Raw genomic sequence first — 22,361 nt, forward strand, 5'->3', positions numbered from 1 at the left:
CGTCACCCCCGCCGCGGCACGGGCGCGGACGGGGGTGACGGGGGCGGGACGGGGCCTCAGCCCGAGCGGCGCAGCATCGTGATCCGCGAGCGGGTGAGCACCGCCGCGAGGGCGGCCGCGAGCAGCGGGAGCACCACGACGATGGCGGCGATGGTGGGCCACGGGAAGACCACGAGCGCCTTGTCGGCGAGCTTCTCGGGGCTGATGCCGGGGTAGTTGTTCGCCGCTCCCTCGACCTTGCGCAGCGCCACGCCCGGCACGATGCCGCTGACCACGCCGAGCAGGGCGCCCATGGCGGCGATCACCCCGCACTGGAAGCCGGACAGCGAGCGCCGGATCCGGGGCTCGGCGCCGACCGCCGCGAGGGTGGTCAGGTCCCGCTGGGAGTCCGCGGCGGCCAGTCCGGTGGCGATCCCGGCCGCGCCGAGGGCGACCAGACCGGCGAAGACGGTCAGGCCGAGGGTGATGAGACCGGCCCTGGACTGGTAGCCGCGCTCGACGGTGAGGAGCCCCCGGTCGGTGATCCTGGCGAGCGCGCCGTCGGCCTTCTGCTGGGAGCCGTCCGAGGGCGCCGCGCCGGGGAGCCAGACCGAGCCGGACGTCGCGGTGGTGAAGCCCAGCCTGGCGGCGGTGTCCGGGCTGATCACGGCCTGCCCGGGGGCGGGCAGCACCGCGTCGGCGAGGACCGCGTCGACGGCGACCTCGTGACGGACGGGCTTGCGGGCGGGGCCGCCGCTCACGTTGAAGTCGGTCGGCTCGTTGTAGTTCAGGGCGAGCTTGCCGTCCTTGAGGTACCGGGCGTCGAAGACCACGGCCTTGCCGGCGGCGAGGGCCTGGCCGGCGGCCGGGTCGGTGACGCCGTAGAGGTTGTGCAGCAGGACGGCGTCGCCGGCCGTCAGCGACCCGAAGGGGCTGCCGCGACGGTCGTCGGTCTGGCAGCGCTTGTCGGTCGACAGGATCCGCTCGGCCTCCCCGGGCCCGAACTCGCGGTCGTCGTCGAGGACCGGGCAGCGGATCTCCTTGGGCAGGTCGACGCTGATGTAGCCGCACGGCCCGCCGTCGGAGCAGTCGCCCTTGTAGTGCACGTTCTGGACGTCGGCCCGCGGGCCGAGGTCGGGGATGCTGCGCTCGACGGCCTCGCGCATCTGCGGCAGCAGCTTGCCGTCGGTGCCGGACAGCCAGCCGCTGCCGAGCAGGACGGCGCCCGAGGGACCGTGGGCGACGTACTCGCGCCGGTACTGCTCCTCGAAGCTGGCGGTGTAGACGCTGACGGCGACCGAGCCGGCGACGGCGGCCATGACGGCGGCGACGGCGGGCGCGGTGCGGCCGCGGTGGCGCACGGAGTCGCGCAGGGCGAGCCGGGGGCCGAGCGAGAGCCAGCGGCCGAGCCGGCCGAACAGGCCGACCAGGTAGGGCGTGAGCGCGACCATGCCGAGTTCGGCGACGGCCGAGCCGCCGAGGACGGCGAGGCTGCGGTTGCCGATCCCGCTGGTGGCGCCGAACAGGGCGAGGGCCGCGCCGCCGCCGAGCATCAGCAGACCGAGCACGGCGAGCTTGCGGTTCGGCGGCTTGAGCGAGTCACGGCCGGTGAGCGCGGAGACCACGTCCTGGCGGGAGGCCTGGACGGCGGGAACGACGGCGGCGAGCAGCCCGGTGACCAGGCCGACCAGGAGCACGCCGGCCAGGTCGAGCGGCTGGAGGGCGAAGTGGCCGAAGCGGCGGCCCGAGTACTCCTCGGCCTGGGTGCGCAGCAGGGCGACCAGGCCGACGCCGAGGGCGAGGCCGACCGCGGCGCCGGTGACGCCGAGGACGATGCCGCCGCCGAGCACGACGGCCCGGACGTTGGCGCGGTCACCGCCGGCGGCGGCGAGAAGGCCGAGCTGCCGCCGGGAGCGCCGGGCCCCGACGGCGAAGGCGGGGCCCGCGAGGAGGACGATCTCCAGCAGGGCCATGCCGACGACGGTCGCGAGGATGACCACGCTGGTCTTGTCGAAATAGGAGACCGTCGTCCCGTGCAGGTCCTCCTCGGCGAAGAAGGGGACGTCGGCGCGGGCCGGGGGGTCGATCAGGACGGCGCGGGAGGTGACGGTGAAGCCGTGGCCGTTGAGCTCGACGACCTTGGGCCAGTCGAGGTCGACGCCCGCCGGGAGCTTGACCAGCCAGGTGGTGGGTTCGCCGCTGCCGGAGGACGGCCCGCGGGAGGCCCCGGGGGCCGCGGCGAGCCGGTCGACCAGGGAGCCGGGCGGGGCGATGAGCTCGGTGGCGGTGAGGTCGCCGGGGTACTCGTAGACGCCCGTGATGGTGAACGGGGTGGCCTCCAGGCCGCGAACGGCGGTCCGGTCGCCGATCTTGAGGCCGGAGCGCTTGAGGAAGTCCGGGGTGACGGCGGTCTCGTGGTCGTTCGCGGGGGCGCGGCCCTTGACCCGGTCCACGCGGCCGTTCCAGACCGGGTCGTTCAGGTCGGCCTCGGTGACGCGGGTGGAGAGCAGGCCGTCGGCGCTGCTCGCCGCGGTGTACGGGCCTTGGCGCTCGGGCACCAGGGTGGCGCCCGCCGGTAGCAACTGGCTTGCCAGTTTGGCGGGTTCGGTGTCGAGGGAGCGCTGCTGCGCGGGGGTGTACTGCGGGGCGGCGCCGTCCTTGGCCTTGTCCTTGGGGTTCTCGACGCTGAACCCCTTCTCCGGGTCGGGCGCCTGCTTGACGGCGGAGCCGCGCTCGACCATCTCCAGTTCGGCGGCGGCCCGGCCCATGACCCGTACGGCGTGTTCGGCGGGCGAGAGGTCGGCGCTGCGGAACACCACGTCGGCGCCGGTGACGCCGAGGACGGGCAGGGCGACCATCGCGACGACGAGCGCGCTGCGGCCCTTGGCACGCAGGGCGTCGCGGCGGGCGATGCGCAGGGCGAGCCGCCAGGCGCTGAGCTTCACTCGTCCACCTTCATGCTGTTGGTGGCGGCGCTGACGAGCAGGCTGGCGGCGTCCTGGCTGACGGACTCGTCGACCATGCGGCCGTCGCGCAGGAAGACCACGCGGTCCGCCCAGGCGGCGTGCCGGGCCTCGTGGGTGACCATCATGGCGGCCGCGCCGGCGTCGCAGCGGGCGCGCAGGACGGCGAGGACGGCCTCGCCGGTGGTGGAGTCGAGGGCGCCGGTGGGTTCGTCGGCGAGGACCAGGCGGCGGTCGCCGATCAGGGCGCGGGCGATGGCCACGCGCTGCTGCTGGCCGCCGGACATGTCGTCGGGGAAGCGGTCGGCGAGCTCGGGGATGCCGAGTTCCTCCAGGGCGGCGAGGGCCTCGCGCCGGGCGGCCCGGGCGGACAGGCCGTCGAGCTCGCGCGGCAGCGAGATGTTCTCGGCGGCGGTGAGGGCCGGGATCAGGTTGTAGTCCTGGAAGACGTAGCCGACGGAGCGGCGGCGGACCTGGGCGAGCTTCTTGCGGTTGAGGTCGCCGAGGGCGACGCCCTCGACCAGGACCCGGCCGCCGCTCGGCGTGTCGAGGCCACCGGCCAGGGTGAGCAGGGTCGACTTGCCGGAGCCGGAGGGGCCCATCACGGCGACGAACTCGCCGGGGTGGACCTTGAGGTCGACGCCGCGCAGGGCCTGGACCTCGGCTGCGCCGTGGCCGTGGACGCGGGTGACGTTCTCCAGGTGCAGCACCGGCGTCTGCCGGGACTCTCGGGTGTGGGACACGATTCCCCCCTTGTACTGGGTGTGGGCCCGGGGTCGGGGGCCCGGGCCGGTGGTTCGGTGCCGGGCGCTCAGGTGCGCAGGCGGCGGCCTCGCTTGGCGGGCGCGCCGCCGTCGCGGGCGACCTCGGCGGTACGGGTCTGCAGGAGTTCGGCCTGCTGGGCGAGCCGGGTCTCGCAGTGGTCGAGCCAGCGGATCTCGGCTTCGGTCTGGAAGATCAGCTGGTCCAGGACGAGCAGCCAGGCGAGGTCGTTGCTCGCCGAGGGCACGACGCCGGGCCGGGCCTCCCCGGCCAGGGCGCGGCCCTTGAGTCGGGTGTAGTCCTGGAGCGCCTTGATGCTGTGCCGGCGCTGGCCCTGGACGACGGCGGAGACGTCCACCCCGGGGACGGTGACGGCCATGGCGAGCTTGATGGCCAGTTCGTCGCGCGGGGGGTTGGTCCGGGGCACCGGGGTGTCGAACCAGGCCCGCAGCTCGGTGCGGCCGGCGTCGGTGACGGCGTAGAACTGGTGGCCCTCGTCGTCCTCCCCCGCGGCCTCGACCAGGCCGTCCCGTTCCAGCCGGGACAGCGTGGTGTAGACCTGTCCGACGTTGAGCGGCCAGGTGGCGCCGGTGCGCGCCTCGAATTCGGTGCGCAGCTGGTAGCCGTAGCGCGGGCCCTGGTCGAGCAGGGCGAGCAGACCGTGACGGATGGACATACCGAGTATGTATACCCGGTATGCCCCACCGCCTCAAGCCGCACCCCCCTCCCCCGGCGACCGGGTACCGTCGTGCGGTGTGAGCCAGTTGCGCATCGCCACCTTCAACCTGTTGCACGGTCAGCCGCTCGCCCCGGACGGCGCGCCGCGGCCCTACCCGGCCGACGCCGGGGAACCGCTGGCCGGGGCGGTGGCCGCACTGGACGCCGACGTGCTGGCCCTGCAGGAGGTGGACCGGCACCAGGCGCGTTCCGGCGGCACCGACCAGGCAGCGGTCGCGGCCGCGGCGATGGGCGCCAAGGACTGGCGCTTCGCCGCCGCGCTGCACGGCCGCCCGGCACCGGTGGCGGGCTGGGTGCCGGACCCGTCCGAGCCGAACGGCCTGCAGGTGTACGGGCCCGACGAGGTGGGCGACGACGCCCCGCCCTCCTACGGGACGGCGCTGCTGACCCGGCTGCCGGTGCGGCACTGGCGGGCCCGGCGCTTCGCCCCGGCGCCCTTCGGGCTGCCGCTGCGGGTCGCCGGGCGGCGCGGGCTGACCCCCGTGCCGGACGAACCGCGGGCGGCGCTCGCGGCGGTGCTGGAGGGCGAGCGCGGGCCGTTCACCGTGGTCGCGGCGCACCTGTCCTTCGTCCCGGGCTGGAACATGGCGCAGCTGGCGGGCATCCGGCGGTGGATCGCCGACCTCCCGCAGCCGTACCTGGTGCTGGGCGACTTCAACCTGGTGGGCGCGCTGCCGCGCACGGTGCTCGGCGGGGCGACGGCGCTGGAGCGCACCGCGCCGCGGGTACGGGTGCGGGAGCTGCGGGCGGCCCGGCGGGCCCGGCCGCTGTCGGCCGAGCCGCGCCGGCGGCGGGTGCGCGAACCCCGGCCCAGGATGCAGGGCTGGTACGACCTGGCGCGCACGCCGACCTACCCCGCGCACCGGCCTGCGGTGCAGTTCGACCACGTGCTGGCGGTCGGCGTGCCGCGCACGGCGGTGGGCCCGGCGGCCGCGCCGCGCGCGGCGGTGTCGGACCACCGGCCGCTGCTGGTCGAGGTGTCGCTGTAGGGGCTCAGTGCCGCGCCAGGACCCCGGCCTGCTGCGGCACGTGGACGCCGGGTGTCGGCGGCGGTTCGTACTGCAGGAGCAGCATGGCCGCGTCGTCGCCGAGCTGGCGCCCGACGTGCCGCACCACGTCCTCGTGCAGGCGCTGCAGGACGTCGGCGGGGCAGCCGTCGGCGCAGCGCGGGAACCGTTCGGCGAGCGGATAGAAGGTGCCCGCGCGGTCGCGTGCCTCGATCACCCCGTCGGTGAACAGCAGCACCCGGTCCCCGCCCCGCAGCGGCACCCGGTGGACCGGCGGGCTGACGTCGGCCGGGTCGAGGACGCCCAGCGGCGGTACCGTCTCGGCGAGTTCGAGCGGCCGGACCTCACCGCCGCGCAGCAGCAGCGGTGCGGGGTGGCCGCAGTTGACGATCTCGGCGGCACCGTCGGGCCCGACGCCGATCAGCACCAGGGTGACGAACTCCTCCTCCACACCGGGGTGGTCGTTCTCGTGCAGGGCGCGGTCGAGGCTGACGGCCAGCCAGCCGGCCACCCGGTCCAGTGCGGGCTCCTGGTGGGCGGCCTCGCGGAAGGCGCCGAGCACCGCGGCGGCCGTCTCGACCGCGCCGAGGCCCTTGCCGCGCACGTCGCCGACCACGGCCCGCACGCCGTGCCGGGTGTTGACCACCTCGTAGAGGTCGCCGCCGATGCGGGCGTGCGCGGCGGCGGCCTCGTAGTGGACGGCGGCCCGGACGGTGCCGACCCGCTCGGGGACGGGCCGCAGCAGGACCCGGCGGGCGATCGAGGCGACCAGTTGGGCGTCGGCCAGCGCCCGTTCCTGGCGTAGCCGCAAGGTGGCGCTGACCCAGCCGATGGTGGCGACGAGCAGGACGGCGATGACGCTGGCGGCGTGCACGGACGAGCCGAGCGTGTCGCTGCGGAAGGCCATCAGGAAGGCCGCCGCCTCGGTGCACAGGCCGATGACGAACGGGTACCAGGTGCGTCGGCTGACCACGGCGGCCAGCGCGGGCACGGCGGTGAGGGCGGGTTCGACCGTCACGCCGGTGCCGCTGAGGTAGTCGAGGACGACGATCAGCCCCATGCCGATGAACGGCAGCGCCAGCGCCGTCCTCGGCCAGGTGCCGGTCGCGCCCGGAGCGGGCCCCGGGGTCGGCCCGGTGAACCGCTCTCTGATCCATCCGGTCGCGCTCAACGTCGGTTTCTCCAGCAGAAGGCGCCGATGCCCGGGGGCACCTGCGGTGATGACTGAGGGTCAGGGAATACGGGCCTCGCTGGCGGCCGGAGCACGGGGGTTGACCGGTTACCGACCCCACAATAGGCGCGAAACGTGCACGACGCACAGGTTTCGGGCACTGGCGTGATGACTTGGGTGCTCTGCGTGACTCATTAGTCACTGTTCCCGATCAGGAGCCGTTCCAACTCTTTTCGGCCGGGAAGTCCTGCCGGACGGACGATCCGTCCGCTGCGGACGTACAGGAACGACGCCGTCACCTGCTCGGGATCGACGCCCGCCTGCTCGGCCCAGGCCAGCCGGTAGACCGCGAGCTGCAACGGGTCCGCGGTCTCCTCCCGGTGGGTCTTCCAGTCCACCACTTCGTAGCGTGACGCACCACCGGATCCCGACAACCCGTCATCGTCACGGTAGACCACGTCGATCCGGCCGCGCACCACCCGCCCCGCCAGCACCAGTTGGAACGGCGCCTCGACCCGGTGGGGCTTGCGCTGCGCGTACGGGGTGCGCAGGAACGCCTCCTTGAGCCGCTCCAGGTCCTGCTCGTCCTCGATTCCGTCGTCGTCGGCCCCGGGCAGCGCGCCGGGCTCGACCAGCAGCAGCGGCTCGATCCGGGACTGCACCCAGGCGTGGAAGCGGGTGCCCCGCCGGGCGGCGGGCTGCGGGGGGCGCGGCATCGGGCGGGCCAGGTCGTGCGCGAAGCCGTCCGGGTCGGCGGCCAGCCGCAGCAGCTGGGTGGCGGACAGCGCGGCGGGCAGCGGCACCTCCCGCTCGGTGCGCCGGGAGCGCTCCAACTCGCCCAGCAGCGCGGTCAGATCGCGGTCCCAGGAGGCCAGCCGGCGCTGGTCCTCGGGGGCCATCGGCTCCGCCTCCGGCTCGGGCGCGCCGGCGAGGCGGGCGCGCACCACCTCGGCGACCCGGCGGCGCGCGTGCTGCGCGGCCGGGTCCAGCGGCAGCGGCCAGGGGCGTTCGGCGGGGGCGGCCAGCGCCGGGTTCTCGGCCTCCTTCTCCGGCTGCTCGGCCCAGTGCTCGACCTCGCCCGCGCCGGGCCGCTCGCAGTGCTCGCGCAGCCCCTCCAGGAAGGCGGACGGGCCCCGGACGGTCTTCTGGCTCGGCCCCCACCAGTGGCCGGAGGCCAGCAGCAAGGAGCGGGGGCGGGTGAACGCGACGTAGCCGAGGCGCAGTTCCTCGGTCGTGGTGTGCTCGGTGAGCTCCTTCTTGAAGGCGGTCATCGCCTTGCCGTTCCACCCGCCGCGCACGTCGGGCAGGGTGGCCGCGTCACCACGCAGGGCGTGCGGGAGCACCCGCTTGGAGCTGGTCCAGCGCTCGCGCGGGGTGGAGGAGGGGAACGCGCCCCGCACCAGCCCGGGAACCGCGACCACGTCCCACTCCAGCCCCTTGGACTTGTGCGCGGTGAGCACCTTCACGGTGTCCTCGCCGCCGGGCAGGCTGCTGTCCAGGCCGCGCTCGTACTCCTGCGCGGCGCGCAGGAAGCCGAGGAAGGCGGCCAGGCCCGGGTCTCCGTCGAGGTCGGCGAAGGAGGCGGCGACGTCCAGGAAGGCGTGCAGGGTCTCCCGCCGCCGGGCGGCCAGCGCCTGCGGGGAGGCGGCGAGTTCGACCTCCAGGCCGGTGACCGCCAGTACCCGGTGCAGCACGTCCATCAGCGGGTCGGCCAGCGAGCGGCGCAGGTCGCGCAGCTCCTGGGCGAGGCGGGCGAAGCGCACCCGCGCCTCGGCGGAGAACGGCAGGTCGTCGGACTTCCCCTCCTCGCCGTACGGGGAGTCCAGGAAGCTCTCCACCGCGTCGGCCAGCGACACCACCTCGGTCGGGTCGGCCTCGGCCACGGCGGCGGCCAGCGCCTCGACGCCCTCGGGCCGGTCGGTGCGGACCAGCTCGGCGGCCCGGCGGCCGAGCAGCGCGAGGTCGCGGGGGCCGATCCGCCAGCGCGGGCCGACCAGCAGCCGCACCAGCGCGGCGTTCGCGGTCGGGTCCTGCAGCACCTCGCAGACCGCCACCAGGTCGGCCACCTCGGGCAGCTGCAGCAGCCCGCCGAGGCCGACCACCTCGACCGGCACCTCCCGGGCGACCAGCGCCGCGTGGACGTCCGGGAAGGCGGCGCCGCCGCGGCACAGCACGGCGATCCGGCCGGGCGCGGTGCCCGTGCGCACCAGGTGGGCGATCGAGTCGGCGAGCCAGTCGACCTCCTCGGCGTGGGTGGGCAGCAGCGCCGTCCGGACGAAGCCGTCCAGTTCGGCGCCGGGGGCCGGGCGCAGCGCCTCGACGCCCTCGTGCATCGCGCGCAGCGGCGCGGCCAGTTCGTTGGCGAAGGCGAGCAGGCGTCCCCCGCTGCGGCGGTTCTCGCTGAGCGCGTAGCGCTCGGCCGGGCGGCCGCCGGACCGGGGGAAGTGCCGGGGGAACTCGTCGAGGTTGGCGACGGAGGCGCCGCGCCAGCCGTAGATCGCCTGGCAGGGGTCGCCGACGGCGGTCACCGGGTGGCCGCCGCCCGCGCCGTCGGGGCCGGCGCCGAAGAGCCCGGCGAGCATCAGGCGCTGGGCCACCGAGGTGTCCTGGTACTCGTCCAGCAGCACGACCCGGAACTGGCCGCGCAGCAGCTCGCCGACCTCGGGGCGCTGCTGGGCGAGGCGGGCGGCGGCCGCGATCTGGTCGCCGAAGTCCATCAGCCCGGCGGCGTGCTTGCGGCGCCGGTAGTCCTCGACCAGGCGCAGCAGCTCCAGCCGGGCCCGGGCGGTGGCCGGGACGGCCCGCAGGTCGTCGTTGGTCAGCTTGACGCCGGCGAGGGTGTCCAGCAGGTCCTCGTCGAAGTCGCGCAGGGTCTGCGGCTCGACGAGGTGCTCGGCGAGTTCGCCGTCCAGCGCGGTGAGGTCGGCGACCAGGTTGGCGAAGGTGCCGGTGAGCGCCGGGAACGGGCCGCGGGCGGTGCGCAGCACCTTGGCGGCGAGCTGGAAGCGGGTCGCGTCGGCGAGCAGCCGCACGTCCGGCTCGATGCCGATCCGCAGGCCGTGCTCCTTGAGGAGGCGGCCGGCGAAGGCGTGGTAGGTGGAGATCTCCGGGTCGCCGAGCGGTTCGGCGGCGTCCCGGTCGGACGCCCTCCCCCAGCCTTCGGCCGGGGGTGCCCCCAGCCCGCAGACACGCAGGGCGGTCCGGACGCGTTCGGAGAGCTCGCCGGCGGCCTTGTTGGTGAAGGTGAGGCCGAGCACCTCCTCGGGCCGCACCGAGCCGGAGCCGACCAGCCAGACGACCCGGGCGGCCATCACGGTGGTCTTGCCGGAGCCCGCGCCGGCCACGATCACGGCCGGCTCCAGGGGGGCGCCGATGGCCGCCATCTGCTCCCGGTTGAAGGGGATCCCCAGCAACTCCTTGAGCTGGTCGGGATGGCTGAGCACGGCGGTCACCACGCAACCGTAACCGGAGCGACGGACAAGCCGTGCCTCCCCGGGTCCGGCGGGACGGCTCGGACCGTCGGGGCGGCGGCGACGGCCGGGACCCTCCGGGCAGCCGGGGCCGTCGGGGCTTGGGGCTTGGGGCCGGGGGCCGGGGGCCGGGGGCCGCTACTCGACCAGTTGCGCCCCGTCCCGCTGGGCCGAGCAGCTGCGGCGGAAGGCGCAGCGGTCGCAGCCCCCGCCGGTCTGCGGGACGAAGCGCTCGGCGAGGACCTTCCCGGCGGCCTGGGCCAGCAGGCCCTCGATCCACGGCTCGCCCTCCGGCGGCTCCTGCCGCTGCACCTTGGGGGCGTCCCGGGAGGCCTTGGCGGCGGGCTCGCGCAGGTGCACCAGTTCGGCGCCGCCGGTGGCCGGGGGCCGCTCGGCGAAGCCGGGCAGCTCGTTGAGGGCGCCGGCCCGGACGGCGAGCTGGTAGACGGCGAGCTGCTTGTGGTCGGGCATGGACTTGTCGGTGGGGATCTGCTTGCCGGTCTTGAAGTCGACCACGTAGGCGCGCCCGGCCTGGTCCTTCTCCACCCGGTCCATCGAGCCGCGGATGCGCACCGCGACGCCGCCGACGTCCAGGGTGACGTCGAAGCCGTGCTCGGTGGCGACGACGTCCCGGCCGCGTTCCAGGACGTGCCAGTTGAGGAAGCGCTCCAGGGCGGCGCGGGCCTCGTTCTTCTCCTGGTGGGACTTCCAGGGCGCGTCGAAGGCCAGCGCGTCCCAGACGGTGTCCAGGCGCTCCATGAGGACGGCGAGGTCGGCGGGGGTCCGGCCGGAGCCGACCTCGTCGGCGAGCGCGTGCACCACGTTGCCGAAGCCCTGCGCGGCGGAGCCGGCGGCGCGCGCCCTGACCTCCTTGTCCAGGAACCACTGCAGCGAGCAGCTCTCCAGCTGTTCCAGGCCGCTGCCGGACAGCCGCACCGGCAGGACGGCGCTACGCAGCGGCTCGGGCGCGGCAGTCGGGTCGTCCAGGCCCCACCAGCGCTCGGGGTGGGCGGCGGGCACCAGCGGCAGGCCGTCCTCGTCGGTGGCGGCGGCCAGGGTGGCGAGCCGTTCGGCGGCGGCGCGGCGCAGCGCGGGCGTGCAGGCGGGGTCGACGGTGACCGCGCGCAGTTCGGCGACCAGCGCGGCGACGGACAGCGGCCGGCGCGGACGGTGGGTGACGTCCTCGACGGTGACCGGCGGGGTGCGGCGCACCACCTTTCCGCTCCGGATGTCGATGTCCTCCCGGTAGAGCTCGCGCAGGAAGCGGGAGGGCTCGTCGCCGTCGTCGGCGGGGGCCTTGACGGCGGTGACGATCAACCGCTCCTTGGCCCGGGTCGTGGCGACGTAGAAGAGCCGGCGCTCCTCGCCGAGCAGGGCGGCCGGGGAGAGCGGTTCGGCGAGGCCGTCGCGGCCGATCCGGTCGGCCTCCAGCAGGGAGCCGCGGCGGCGCAGGTCGGGCCAGAGGCCGTCCTGGACGCCGGCCACGACGACCAGGCGCCACTCCAGGCCCTTGGAGCGGTGGGCGGTCATCAGCCGGACGGCTTCGGGGCGCACGGCCCGGACGGTGAGGGTGTCGGCGGCGATGTCCTGGGCTTCGAGTTCGGCGAGCAGGTCGAGGGCGCTGCGGTGGCCGGTGACCTGCTCCTCGGCGCGGGCGGCGGTCTCGAACAGGGCGCACAGCGCGTCCAGGTCGCGGTCGGCGTTGCGGCCGGCGGCGCCGCCGCGCAGGGCGGCCCGTTCCAGGCGCTCGCGCCAGCGGCGGCTGCCGTCCCACAGCTCCCAGAGCGCCTCCTCGGCGGTGCAGCCGCCGGCCAGCAGTTCGCGGACCTTGCGCAGCAGGGTGCCGAGGTCGCGGGCGCGGCGGGCGTGCGCGGGGTCGAGGGCGATCAGCCGCTCGGGCTCGGCGAGGGCCTCGCGGATCAGCTCGTCGGCGGGGCGCGGGGCGGTGGCGGGGAGGCCCTCGGCGCGCAGGGCGGCCCGTTCCTCCTCGCGCAGGGCGCGGCCGAGGCGCCGCAGGTCGGAGCCGTCGAGGCCGCCGAGCGGGCCGGTGAGCAGGGCGTGCGCCAGGTCGGTGGTGAGCGGGTCGGGGGTGTCGGCGGCGGGGTCGTCCTCACCGTGCCGGTCGCGGGCGCTCTGCCGGGCCGCCTGCTGGGCGCAGACCCGCAGGGCGAGCAGCAGCTGGGCGACGGCCGGCTCCTCGCGCAGCGGCAGGTCGTCGCCGTCGATCTCCAGCGGGACGCCGGCCGCGCCGAGCGCCCGCCGCACGCCCGGTATGGACCGGGCGCCGGCCCGGACCAGCACGGCCATCTCGCCCCAGGGCACGCCGTCCTCCAGGTGGGCGCGGCGCAGCAGGTCGGCGATCGAGTCCAGCTCGGCGCCGGGGGTCGGGTAGGTGTAGATCTCGACCCGGCCGCCCTCGCGGGAGGGCAGCAGGGCGCGGTGCTGGGCGAGCTTGTCGGCGGGCAGCCGTCCCATCGGCATCCGCCGGGCGAGCTCCCGGGAGGCGGCGAGCAGCAGGGCGCCGGAGCGGCGGGAGACCCGCAGCACCTTGACCTCGGCGGGCTCGCCGTCGGCGCGGCGGAAGGCCTGCGGGAAGTCGAGGATGCCGTTGATGTCGGCGCCGCGGAAGGCGTAGATCGACTGGTCGGGGTCGCCGACGGCGACCAGGTCGCGTCCGCCGCCCGCGAGCCGGCGCAGCAGCCGGACCTGGGAGGGGTCGGTGTCCTGGTACTCGTCGACGAAGACGACGTCGTAGCGCCGGCGCAGGTCCTCCTCGACCTCGGGGCGTTCGGCGAGCAGGACGGCACGGTGGACGAGTTCGGCGTAGTCCAGGACGCCGCGCAGGTCGAGCACGTCGAGGTAGTCGGCCAGGAAGTGCGCGGCGGCGCCCCAGTCGGGGCGCTGGACGCCCTGCGCGAAGCGCTCCAGCTCGGCCTCGCCGAGGCCGAGCTCGCGGCTGCGGGCAAGGACGGCGCGGACCTCGTCGGCGAACCCGCGAGTGGTCAGGCAGGCCCGCAGGTCCAGCGGCCAGGCGATCCGGGAGCTGCCGAGGCGGGCGTCCTCGGCTCCGCCCGCCAGCAGTTCGCGGACCATGACGTCCTGCTCGGGGCCGGAGAGCAGCCGCAGTGGCTCGGCGTAGTCCCGGGGGTCCTGGTGGGCGCGCAGCAGGGCGTAGCAGAAGGAGTGGAAGGTGGTGGCCTGCGGGGCGGCGGCGGAGCTGCCGAGCCGGCCGGACATCCGGTCGCGCAGTTCCATCGCGGCCTTGCGGCTGAAGGTGAGGACGAGGATCCGCTCGGGGTCGGTGCCGTCCTGGATCCGCCGGGCGACGGCCTCGACGAGGGTGGTGGTCTTGCCCGTGCCCGGTCCGGCCAGCACCAGCAGCGGCCCGTCGCCGTGCTCGACCACGGCACGCTGGTAGGCGTCCAGCGTGGGTGGGTCGGGCTGGACGAGCTGGCTGCGCACGAGCCGGTAGGGAGACGTCACGGACCGTTCCTGGGGGTCGGGCTGGGGCATGGCGGGGGCGGGCCCGCCGGGCCCGCCCACATCGAGCCTACGATCCTCCCCCGTCAATCCCGTCCGTGCGGGGAGTTCGGGGAAGTCTCCCGGCCGTCCCAGCGGGCCCGGCGGAGGTCGACCCGGGGCGGGTCGGCGAGTTCGCGCAGCGGGGTGCCCTCGTCGCCGTAGTGGGCGAGGGCACGCTGTTCGTGCCCGGGCAGGAAGCGGCCGTCCGCGCGGATGACCCGCCACCAGGGCACCGAGCCGCCGTACAGTGCCATCACCCGGCCGACCTGCCGGGGACCGCCCTGGCCGAGGTACTCGGCGACGTCGCCGTAGGTCATCACCCTGCCGGGTGGAATCCGCTCGGTCAGGTCGAGCACCAGTTCGGCGAAGGGTGGTAGGGCGTCCTGGAGGCCGTCGTCTGTTACGTCCGTCACCTGGGGCATTCTTCCTCACAGGGGCGTACCCGCGGTCCGGGGCGAACGGAACGCCGCGCCCGATCCGCCCCCTGTCCAGCACGGGGGGTCGGGGCATGCCACCATCTTCGGGGCGGTGAGTGGTGATACGAGGACAAGACCAGATGACCGGGACGGCTGACGTGGGCGTGGACAAGGACTCCGACGAGTCCTCCGCCGCCGTGCCCCCGGCACCCGGTGCCGGGACGGAAGGCCGGCCCGAGCACGGGCCGACGCCGGAAGTCTCCCTGATCAAGGACCTGACGATCAAGACCCCCGTGCCCGCGCCGGCCCCCGAGCCGACCGAACGGCCCGCCCCGCCGGAGGCCACCGAGCCGGAGGCCCCGAAGCCGGTGGTGCCGGCCCCGGCCCCGGAACCGCTGCCCGACCACCAGGAGCCGCTGGACGACGCCCCCCACCTGGACGTCGACGAGCCGCTGCTCGCCGCCCGCGCGCACCGCCCGTCCGACCTGATCCGCTTCCTGGCCGGGGTCTTCGGGATAGTCGCCGTCTTCGTGCTCGCCGGCATCGCCACCTCGACCACCACCGGCATCGAACAGGACATCGCCACCAACGCGCCGCACTTCTCGGCGGTGCTCTCCACCATCACCGGCCTGGTCTCCAGCGTCGCGGTGCTCGCCGTACCGCTGGCGTTCGCCGTCGAGCGGCTGATCAAACGCGACGGCCTGCGGGTCGCCGACGGCGTGCTCGCCTCGGTGCTCGCGTACGGCGTCTCGCTCGGCATCGACTGGTGGGTGGCCGAGGGCGCCTCCGAACACATCCGCGACGCGCTGACCCGGCTGCCGCTGGACAGCAACGGCACCCTCACCGACCCGGTGCACGGCTACCTCGCCCCGGTGATCGCCTACATGACCGCCGTCGGCATGTCGAGCAGACCGCGCTGGCGGGTCGCCCTGTGGGTGGTGGTCGTCTTCAGCGGCATCACCGAACTCCTCGGCGGCTACACCACCCCGCTGTCGCTGATGCTCACGGTGCTGATCGGCTGGTCCGTCGCCTACGGCACGCTGTACGCCATCGGCTCCCCCAACATCCGCCCGACCGGCCAGCACCTGATGATCGGCCTGCGCAAGGTCGGCTTCACCCCGGACGGGGCCCACCGCGCCCCCGACGCCCCCGGCGGCACCCGCCGCTACTACGTCACCCAGCAGGGCGGCCCGCCCCTGGACGTCCACATCGTCGACCGCGAGCAGCAGGCCTCCGGCTTCTTCTACCGGGCCTGGCGTCGGCTGCGGCTGCGCTCGGTCGCGGTGCGCCGCAGCCCGCAGTCGCTGCGCCAGGCGCTGGAGCAGGAGGCCCTGATCGCGTACGCGGCGGCCGCCTCGGGCGCCTGCGCGCCGCAGCTGGTCGCCACCTCCGAACTCGGCCCGGACGCCGCGATCCTGGTGTACGAGAACGTCGAGGGCCGCACCCTCGACGAGCTGGCCGACGACGAGGTCACCGACCCGGTGATGGCCTCGATCTGGCAGTCGGTGGGCGCCCTGCACGAGCGGCGGATCGCCCACCGCCGGCTGACCGGCGAGTCCCTGCTGGTGGTGGACGACCGGACCGGCTGCCTGGTCAACCTCTCCGGCGGCGACATCGCCGCCACCGACCTCACCCTGCGCATCGACGTCGCCCAGCTGCTCACCACCTTCGCACTGCGGATCGGCCCCGAGCGGGCCGTGGCCACCGCCAACGCGGTGCTCGGCGCCGAGCGGGTCGCCCAGGCCCTGCCACTGCTCCAGCCGGTCGGGATGAGCCGCTCCACCAGGGTCGACCTCGCCAAGCAGAGCAAGGAGCGCAAGGCCACGGCCCGGGCCAGGGCCCTGGAGCAGGTCGCGGCCGGCGAGCGCACCCAGCAGCAGGCCGAGGAGGACATCGCGGCGGCCGGCGAGGACCTGCTGAGCCGCATCCGCGGCCAGATCCTGCAGATCGCCCCCGAGGCGCCGATGGAGCCGGCCAAGCTGGAACGGCTGAAGCCGAAGACGCTGATCATGGTGATCGCGCTCACCTTCGCCGCCTACCTGGCCCTGACCACCCTCAAGCCGGCCCAGCTCAAGCTGTCCCAGATGAACTGGGCGTGGGCGGCCGCCGCCCTGGTCGCGGCCGCCTTCAGCTACGTCGCCGCCGCGATGAGCCTGACCGGCTTCGTCCCCGAGCGGCTGCCGTTCCGGCGCACCGTCGCCGCCCAGCTGGCCGGCTCCTTCGTCAAGCTGGTCGCGCCCGCCGCGATCGGCGGCATCGCCCTGAACACCCGCTACCTGCAGAAGGCCGGCATCCGCTCCGGCCAGGCGGTCGCCTCGGTCGGCGCCTCCCAGCTGGCGGGCCTGGCCGGGCACCTGCTGCTGCTGTTCAGCTTCGGCCTGATCACCGGCAGCCAGACCAACGGCGACCTCTCCGCCTCCCGCGCGGTGATCATCGGTGTGCTGAGCGCCGCCGTGCTCGCCCTGGTGGTGGCCGCCGTCGCCCCGCTGCGCCGGTTCGTCCTCGGCCGGCTGCGCTCGCTGTTCTTCGGCGTGGTGCCGCGGATGCTCGACCTGATGCAGACGCCCAGCAAACTGGTCACCGGCTTCGGCGGCATCCTGCTGCTGACCCTCTCCTTCACCGCCTGCCTGGACTTCTCGGTGCAGGCCTTCGGCGGCACCATCAGCTTCTCGGCGGTCGCGGTGGTCTTCCTGACCGCCAACGCGGCCGGCTCGGCGATCCCCACGCCGGGCGGCATCGGCCCGGTCGAGGTCGCCCTGATCGGCGCCCTCACCGTCGCGGACGTGTCCCCCGCGGTCGCCACCCCGGCGGTCTTCCTCTACCGGGCGCTGACCTTCTGGCTGCCGGTCCTGCCGGGTTGGATCGCCTACAACGTGCTGCAGCGCAGGAACGCGCTCTGAAGGTCCCCGGCGCACGACGGAGGGCCCTGCCGATCGGCAGGGCCCTCCGTCGTGTACACGTCCTACGCGTGCGCGGCCTAGTAGACCGGCTTGTGCGGCTCGATCTGGTTCACCCAGCCGAGCACGCCGCCGCCGAGGTGGACGGCGTTGGCGAAGCCCGCCGCCTTCACCACGGCCAGCACCTCGGCCGAGCGCACGCCCGACTTGCAGTGCAGCACGATCTTCTTGTCCTGCGGCAGCTTCTCCAGCGCGTTGCCCATCAGGAACTCGTTCTTGGGGATCAGCACCGCGCCGGGGATGTTGACGATCTCGTACTCGCCGGGCTCGCGGACGTCGATGAGGTAGATGTCCTCCTCGTCGTCCTGCCACTGCTTCAGCTGCTGCGAGGTGACGGTCGAGCCGATGGCGGCGGCCTGCGCCTCGTCCGACACGACGCCGCAGAAGGCCTCGTAGTCGATCAGCTCGGTGACCGTCGGGTTCTCCCCGCAGACCGCGCAGTTCGGGTCCTTGCGGACCTTCACCTGGCGGTAGTTCATCTCCAGGGCGTCGTAGATCATCAGCCGGCCGACCAGCGGGTCGCCGATGCCCGCGAGCAGCTTGATCGCCTCGTTGACCTGGATCGAGCCGATGGACGCGCACAGCACGCCCAGCACGCCGCCCTCCGCGCAGGAGGGGACCATGCCCGCCGGCGGGGCCTCCGGGTACAGGCAGCGGTAGCAGGGGCCGTGCTCGGCCCAGAAGACGCTGGCCTGGCCGTCGAAGCGGTAGATCGAGCCCCACACGTACGGCTTGCCGAGCAGCACCGCGGCGTCGTTCACCAGGTACCGGGTGGCGAAGTTGTCGGTGCCGTCCACGATCAGGTCGTAGCCGGAGAAGATCTCCATGACGTTGGAGTTGTCGAGGCGCTCCTCGTGCAGCACCACGTCGACGTAGGGGTTGATCTCCTTGACCGAGTCGCGCGCCGACTCCGCCTTGGAGCGGCCGACGTCCGACTGACCGTGGATGATCTGGCGCTGCAGGTTCGACTCGTCCACCACGTCGAACTCGACGATGCCCAGCGTGCCGACACCGGCCGCGGCCAGGTACAGCAGGGCGGGCGAACCGAGGCCGCCGGCACCGACACAGAGCACCTTGGCGTTCTTCAGCCGCTTCTGCCCGGCCATGCCCACGTCGGGGATGATCAGGTGGCGGGAGTACCGGTGGACCTCATCGACGGTGAGCTCGTCGGCCGGCTCGACCAGGGGTGGCAACGACACGGGGACTCCGATGGGTGTCTTGTTCGGGTGGCCGGGGCCAGCCGCGGTGTGGGGTTGTTGCGCCGCCACTCGGGTGGCTGTCTAGGCCAACAGTGTCACGCCCGACCGGTATTCCGAGACAGCTCGTCCGATGGGCGAGACGGGCGGCGCCGGATCGTGGGACCGGTCACCGCACCCCCCGCAGACGCCCCGAGCCTGTGTTTCCGGGGCCCGGGACATCCCCGCGGCACCACTCAGACCCGGCAGGCCGTCTCCAGCCAGACGTCCCCCAGCGACTCCTCCAGCGGCACCTGCGTCCGCCATCCGAGACGGTCCCGGGCGGTGCGGACGTCCGCCTGCCGCCACGGCACCGGCTCGCCCGGCACCGCCCGGCCCTCCGGCCGCTGACCCTCCGCCCGGTGGCCCGGCAGGTACGGGCCGGGCTGGTGGTGATGGTGGCCGGACAGGTGGTCGCCGCCCGCGCCGACCGCCTGCGCGGGCAGCAGGACCTGCCGGTTCTCCTCGACGATCGACCCCTCGAAGCCCGAGGCCCGCACCAGCAGCTGGGCCGCGTCCCGGGCCCGGACGGCGTGCCCGCTGCCGATGTTGACCACCCCGGTCGCGGCCGACACCGCCGCCGCCTGGATGGCCCGCGCGACGTCCCGCACGTCCACGAAATCCCGGTATCCGGACAGGTCCGGCATCCGCACCTGGTTCTCGTCCCGCTCCAGCGCCCGCCGCAGCCCCTCGGCCAGCCGTCCGAACAGCGAGGCGGTCGGCGCGCCGGGCCCCACCACGTCGAACACCCGCAGCACCGCCGCATCCAGCCCGGAGGCCAGCACCAGCTCCGTCCCGGCCAGCTTGGACACCCCGTACGGGCCGACCGGCCGCGGCTCGGCCTGCTCCGACACCGGCACCCCGCCGGGCACCGGCCCGTACTCGGCGGCCGAACCGACGTGCACCAGCCGGGCCGGCTCCCGGCTGCGCCGGATCGCCTCGCAGACCGTCGCGACGGCCAGCGTGTTCGACCGGATCAGGGTGCGCGAGCTGCCGTAGGTGGCGCCCGCGCAGTTGATCACCACCTGTGGCGCGACCGCGTCCAGGAAGCGGGCCAGCGCACCCGGGCTCCCGGCGGTCAGGTCGAAGCGGATGTCGGCCGAGTCGCGCCGGCCGAGCACCGTCACCTGCAACTCCTGGTCCATCAGCAGACGGTCGGTGACCCGGCGGCCGATGAAGCCGTCGGCGCCCAGCAGCAGCACCCTCATCGGGGGTGTCCTTCCACGAAGCGAGGTCGGGAGACGACCTGGCGGACTGAAATCAACGAACGGACGAAACGCAGATCGGGGATCGGAGTTCGGGACCGGGACCACGGAGCGGACCGGGGTCGCCGAACGGATCGGGGCCGCGGACGACGCGGCGGGTCAGCGGTGCGCGCCGGCCCGGCCGAGCACCGCCCAGGCGTACGCCAGCAGCGCCGCCGCGACGGCACCGCCGCCGAGCAGGAGGGCCGACGGCAGCGAGCGGCCCAGGGCGAGCAGCCCGAGCGTCGCGGCGGGCCCGGCCAGCGCGCCCACCGCTGCCGCCGCCGGCCGGTCGCAGCGCGCCAGCAGCGCGGGCAGCACCAGCAGCAGGCCCAGCACGCCCTGCGCCGCCCACGGCGCGGGGCCGGCCCGCTCGGCCGCCAGGTGCAGCAGCCCGCCGTCGTGCCCCGGCCCCGGGCGCGGTGCGACGACGGCCAGCACGGCCAGGGCGGCGAAGGTCAGCACCGCGAGCACCGCCAGGTGCAGGGCGACCGCGACCGGCAGCACCGGCCGCATCCGGGACCGGAACTCCGCCAGCGTCCCCGCCGTGCCGAGGTGACCGCGGCCAACCTGCCGGTACCAGCGGGCCGCCCACTCGGCCGACCCGGCCGACACCGCCGCCGCGAGCACCAGCGCGACGGTCAACGGCCGGTCCCCGCCCGGTACGGCCGGCGGGAGCAGCAGCAGCCCGGCCAGCCCCAGTCCCCGTCCCGACCCGTGTCCCGGCGCGGCCGGTCCCCTGCGGGAGCCGGCCGGCCCGCCCGGCTGCGGCGCCGGCCCGAGCACGTCCGCCGGACGGAACGGCCCGGCGGACGGCGGTCCCGGCTCGTCCCGCGGCGTGGTCAGCGTGGTCAGCGCGGGCAGCAGCACCAGCGGCACGGCGGCGGGCAGCAGCACCGGCCAGCGCGCACCGAGCGCGGCCACCCCCGCGCAGGGCAGCGCGGCCAGCGCGGCGGCGGTCAGCGCCGCCCGGCCCGCGGTCCCGCGCCGCCCCGGCCGGACCGGCCCGGGCTCCGGCGGGCGGCGGGGCACCCGGGCGTACAGCTCGTCGGCGAGCGAGAACAGGTCGGCATGCCGGCAACGGGCGGCGGCGTCCGGGCCGAGCCCGGCCTCCTCCAGCCCGGCGGCGATCTCCAGCGGGTCGACGGCGCGCTCGCACAGCTCGCGGTGCTCCGTCATGACCTCGCGCACCGGGTCCGCGCTGCTGCCGGGCGCCGCGGCGCCGGACATCAGACGGCCTCCGCGAGCGCGGCGGGCTCCCGCTCGGCCGGCTGCCGCGCGCCGGAGTCCCCGTCGTCGCCGGGGGCGCCCGCCCGTCCGCCCGCCAGCCAGTACTCGGCGGGGCGGGCGAACGGCCGCGGCACCGGACCGCCCTCGCCGCCGCCCCCGCCGCCGGGGAAGGCCGGGTACTGCGAGACCAGCTCCAGGTAGATCTCCCGGAAGGCGCCTATGACCGGCTCGACGGCGAAGCGTTCCTGTGCCCGCAGTCGCCCGGCCAGCCCGAGCCGGGCCCGCCGCTCCTCGTCGCGCAGCAACGCCAGGCAGGCGCCCGCCAGGGCGCGCAGATCGCGGGCGGGCACCAGCAGACCGGTCGGCCCGACCACCTCGCGGGCCACCCCGACGTCGGTGGACACCACCGCCCGGCCGCTGAGCATCGCGTCCGCGAGCAGCCGGGGGGCGCGCTGGGAGAGCGCCGAGAAGACGACCACCGTGCCGGACTCCCAGGCCTGCGCGAGCGACGCCGGCCGCCCGGCGAAGTCCACCGCCGCGGCCACCCCCAGCCGCTCGGCCAGCGCGGCGCAGTACGCCCGGTAGCCGGGCGCCGTCTCCTCGCCGTACAGGACCAGGCGGACACCGGGCAGTTCCTCGCGGACCCGGGCGAAGGCGTGCAGCGCCAGCTCGGGGTGCCGGCCGGGCTCCAGCGCGCCCGCCCACACCAGGGTCGGCGCGGCCGGCTCCGGCCCGGCGGCCGGGCGGTCCACCGCCGGCGTCCCCTCGTACACCACCCGGGTGCGCGCCGGGTCGGCCCCGCAGCGGCGCTGCCACTGCCGGTCGTGGACGCTGCCGGGGGTCAGCACGGCCGCCTGCCGGTAGGTCTCCTCGGTGAGCGCCCGGAAGAAGGACAGCAGCAGCGCCCGCACCGGCCACCGGTAGGGCGCCTCGCGGTAGCCGAGGTACTGCTCGCGCAGGTGCAGCCCGTGCTCGGTGACGGCGAACGGCACCCCGTGCAGGTGCCGGGCGACCAGCGCGGGCAGCGCGGCGAGCCCGCCGCCGACCACGTGGCACAGGTCGGCCGCGCCGAGGCCGCCCGGGCCGGTGCCGTACCAGGGCGCGGACAGCGGCCGCAGGAACTGCTCCAGCAGGTCGGCCGCGACCAGCACGTCGCACACCAGCGGCTGTCCGGCCGAGGTGTCCGCGCCGGGCAGCCGCCAGGACCGCTCCAGGATCCGGCGGGCGTGCCCGGAGGCCAGGAAGGCGGGCAGCGTGCCGTCCTCGCCGGACAGCACCGCCAGCCGGTACAGCCCGGGGCCGAAGCCGGCCCGCTCCCCCGGCAGCACCAGTGCCCGCACCAGCTCCTCGTACGCCCCGGCGTACCGGCGTCTGCGCAGCGCACCGGGCGCCCGCCCGGCCGGCCGGGGCCCCCACATCGACAGGTCGCGGGCGTCGCGCCACAGCGGCGACGGCCGCTCGACGGCGCCCGGGCCCCGTTCCCCGCTGAGCCGGTACAGCGCGAAGTCGTGCTCCGGCAGGCCCCGGGCCAGCCGGTCGCACCAGCCTCCGGCGCCACGCTGGGAATACGGACGGGCACCCTCGGTGAGCAGGGCAACGCGCACGGGAGACCTCCAGGGCAGAGTGGATTCGCGGGCGGATCACGGACGGATCGACGGACGGCCGAG

The 22,361-nt window shown here is 75.4% G+C and carries 13 protein-coding genes; 2 read left to right on the forward strand and 11 right to left on the reverse strand.

Translation table 11 applies throughout. The annotated features are described in order from the left end of the window. Positions 1-56 precede the first annotated feature (56 nt). From AB0D10_RS23520 to AB0D10_RS23530, 3 genes are all read right to left on the reverse strand, one after another. Positions 57-2,924, reverse strand: a complete 2,868-nt coding sequence (locus tag AB0D10_RS23520) for an ABC transporter permease (RefSeq protein WP_360259544.1) — start codon at positions 2,922-2,924, stop codon at positions 57-59. Further along, entirely contained in the window at positions 2,921-3,685 is a 765-nt protein-coding gene (locus AB0D10_RS23525; RefSeq protein ID WP_360259546.1) for an ABC transporter ATP-binding protein, read from the reverse strand. Before AB0D10_RS23525 ends, AB0D10_RS23520 begins: the two co-directional genes overlap by 4 nt. Positions 3,686-3,753: 68 nt before the next feature. After that, a complete protein-coding gene (locus AB0D10_RS23530) occupies positions 3,754-4,380 on the reverse strand; it encodes a PadR family transcriptional regulator (RefSeq protein ID WP_360259549.1) in 627 nt (208 codons plus the stop codon). A 79-nt stretch (positions 4,381-4,459) separates the two neighbouring features. Here AB0D10_RS23530 and AB0D10_RS23535 point away from each other — a divergent pair, with 79 nt between their 5' ends. Beyond that, the gene (locus AB0D10_RS23535; RefSeq protein WP_360259551.1) at positions 4,460-5,431 is read left to right on the forward strand and encodes an endonuclease/exonuclease/phosphatase family protein; all 972 of its coding nucleotides are present in this window, start codon (positions 4,460-4,462) and stop codon (positions 5,429-5,431) included. A gap of 4 nt (positions 5,432-5,435) precedes the next feature. Here AB0D10_RS23535 and AB0D10_RS23540 read toward each other — a convergent pair whose 3' ends face one another. The 4 genes from AB0D10_RS23540 to AB0D10_RS23555 all read right to left on the reverse strand — a co-directional run bounded on the left by AB0D10_RS23540 (position 5,436) and on the right by AB0D10_RS23555 (position 14,025). Beyond that, positions 5,436-6,620: a PP2C family protein-serine/threonine phosphatase gene (locus AB0D10_RS23540; protein ID WP_360259553.1), complete on the reverse strand. Its 1,185-nt coding sequence runs from the start codon at positions 6,618-6,620 to the stop codon at positions 5,436-5,438. A 194-nt stretch (positions 6,621-6,814) separates the two neighbouring features. Continuing rightward, positions 6,815-10,072 carry a UvrD-helicase domain-containing protein gene (locus AB0D10_RS23545; RefSeq protein ID WP_360259555.1) on the reverse strand — a complete coding sequence of 1,086 codons (3,258 nt, stop codon included), beginning with the start codon at positions 10,070-10,072 and terminating at the stop codon, positions 6,815-6,817. Positions 10,073-10,228: 156 nt separating this feature from the next. After that, positions 10,229-13,603, reverse strand: coding sequence for an ATP-dependent DNA helicase (locus tag AB0D10_RS23550; RefSeq protein WP_360259558.1), 3,375 nt, complete (start codon positions 13,601-13,603; stop codon positions 10,229-10,231). A 53-nt stretch (positions 13,604-13,656) separates the two neighbouring features. Then, positions 13,657-14,025 carry an MGMT family protein gene (locus tag AB0D10_RS23555; RefSeq protein ID WP_360259560.1) on the reverse strand — a complete coding sequence of 123 codons (369 nt, stop codon included), beginning with the start codon at positions 14,023-14,025 and terminating at the stop codon, positions 13,657-13,659. A gap of 143 nt (positions 14,026-14,168) precedes the next feature. Here AB0D10_RS23555 and AB0D10_RS23560 point away from each other — a divergent pair, with 143 nt between their 5' ends. Then, positions 14,169-16,928, forward strand: coding sequence for a flippase-like domain-containing protein (locus AB0D10_RS23560; protein ID WP_360259562.1), 2,760 nt, complete (start codon positions 14,169-14,171; stop codon positions 16,926-16,928). A 77-nt stretch (positions 16,929-17,005) separates the two neighbouring features. On the opposite strand, the gene moeZ is transcribed toward AB0D10_RS23560, so the two are convergent. From moeZ to AB0D10_RS23580, 4 genes are all read right to left on the reverse strand, one after another. After that, on the reverse strand, positions 17,006-18,184 hold the full coding sequence (moeZ, locus tag AB0D10_RS23565) for an adenylyltransferase/sulfurtransferase MoeZ (RefSeq protein WP_360259564.1): 1,179 nt from the start codon (positions 18,182-18,184) through the stop codon (positions 17,006-17,008). A 233-nt stretch (positions 18,185-18,417) separates the two neighbouring features. After that, positions 18,418-19,428, reverse strand: a complete 1,011-nt coding sequence (locus tag AB0D10_RS23570) for an NAD-dependent epimerase/dehydratase family protein (RefSeq protein WP_360259567.1) — start codon at positions 19,426-19,428, stop codon at positions 18,418-18,420. Positions 19,429-19,584: 156 nt separating this feature from the next. Next, a complete protein-coding gene (locus tag AB0D10_RS23575) occupies positions 19,585-20,694 on the reverse strand; it encodes a hypothetical protein (RefSeq protein ID WP_360259569.1) in 1,110 nt (369 codons plus the stop codon). Further along, positions 20,694-22,298: a DUF3492 domain-containing protein gene (locus tag AB0D10_RS23580; protein ID WP_360259571.1), complete on the reverse strand. Its 1,605-nt coding sequence runs from the start codon at positions 22,296-22,298 to the stop codon at positions 20,694-20,696. Before AB0D10_RS23580 ends, AB0D10_RS23575 begins: the two co-directional genes overlap by 1 nt. Positions 22,299-22,361 lie beyond the last annotated feature (63 nt).

The sequence above is a fragment of the Kitasatospora sp. NPDC048545 genome (assembly GCF_040651155.1).
Taxonomy (GTDB): domain Bacteria; phylum Actinomycetota; class Actinomycetes; order Streptomycetales; family Streptomycetaceae; genus Kitasatospora.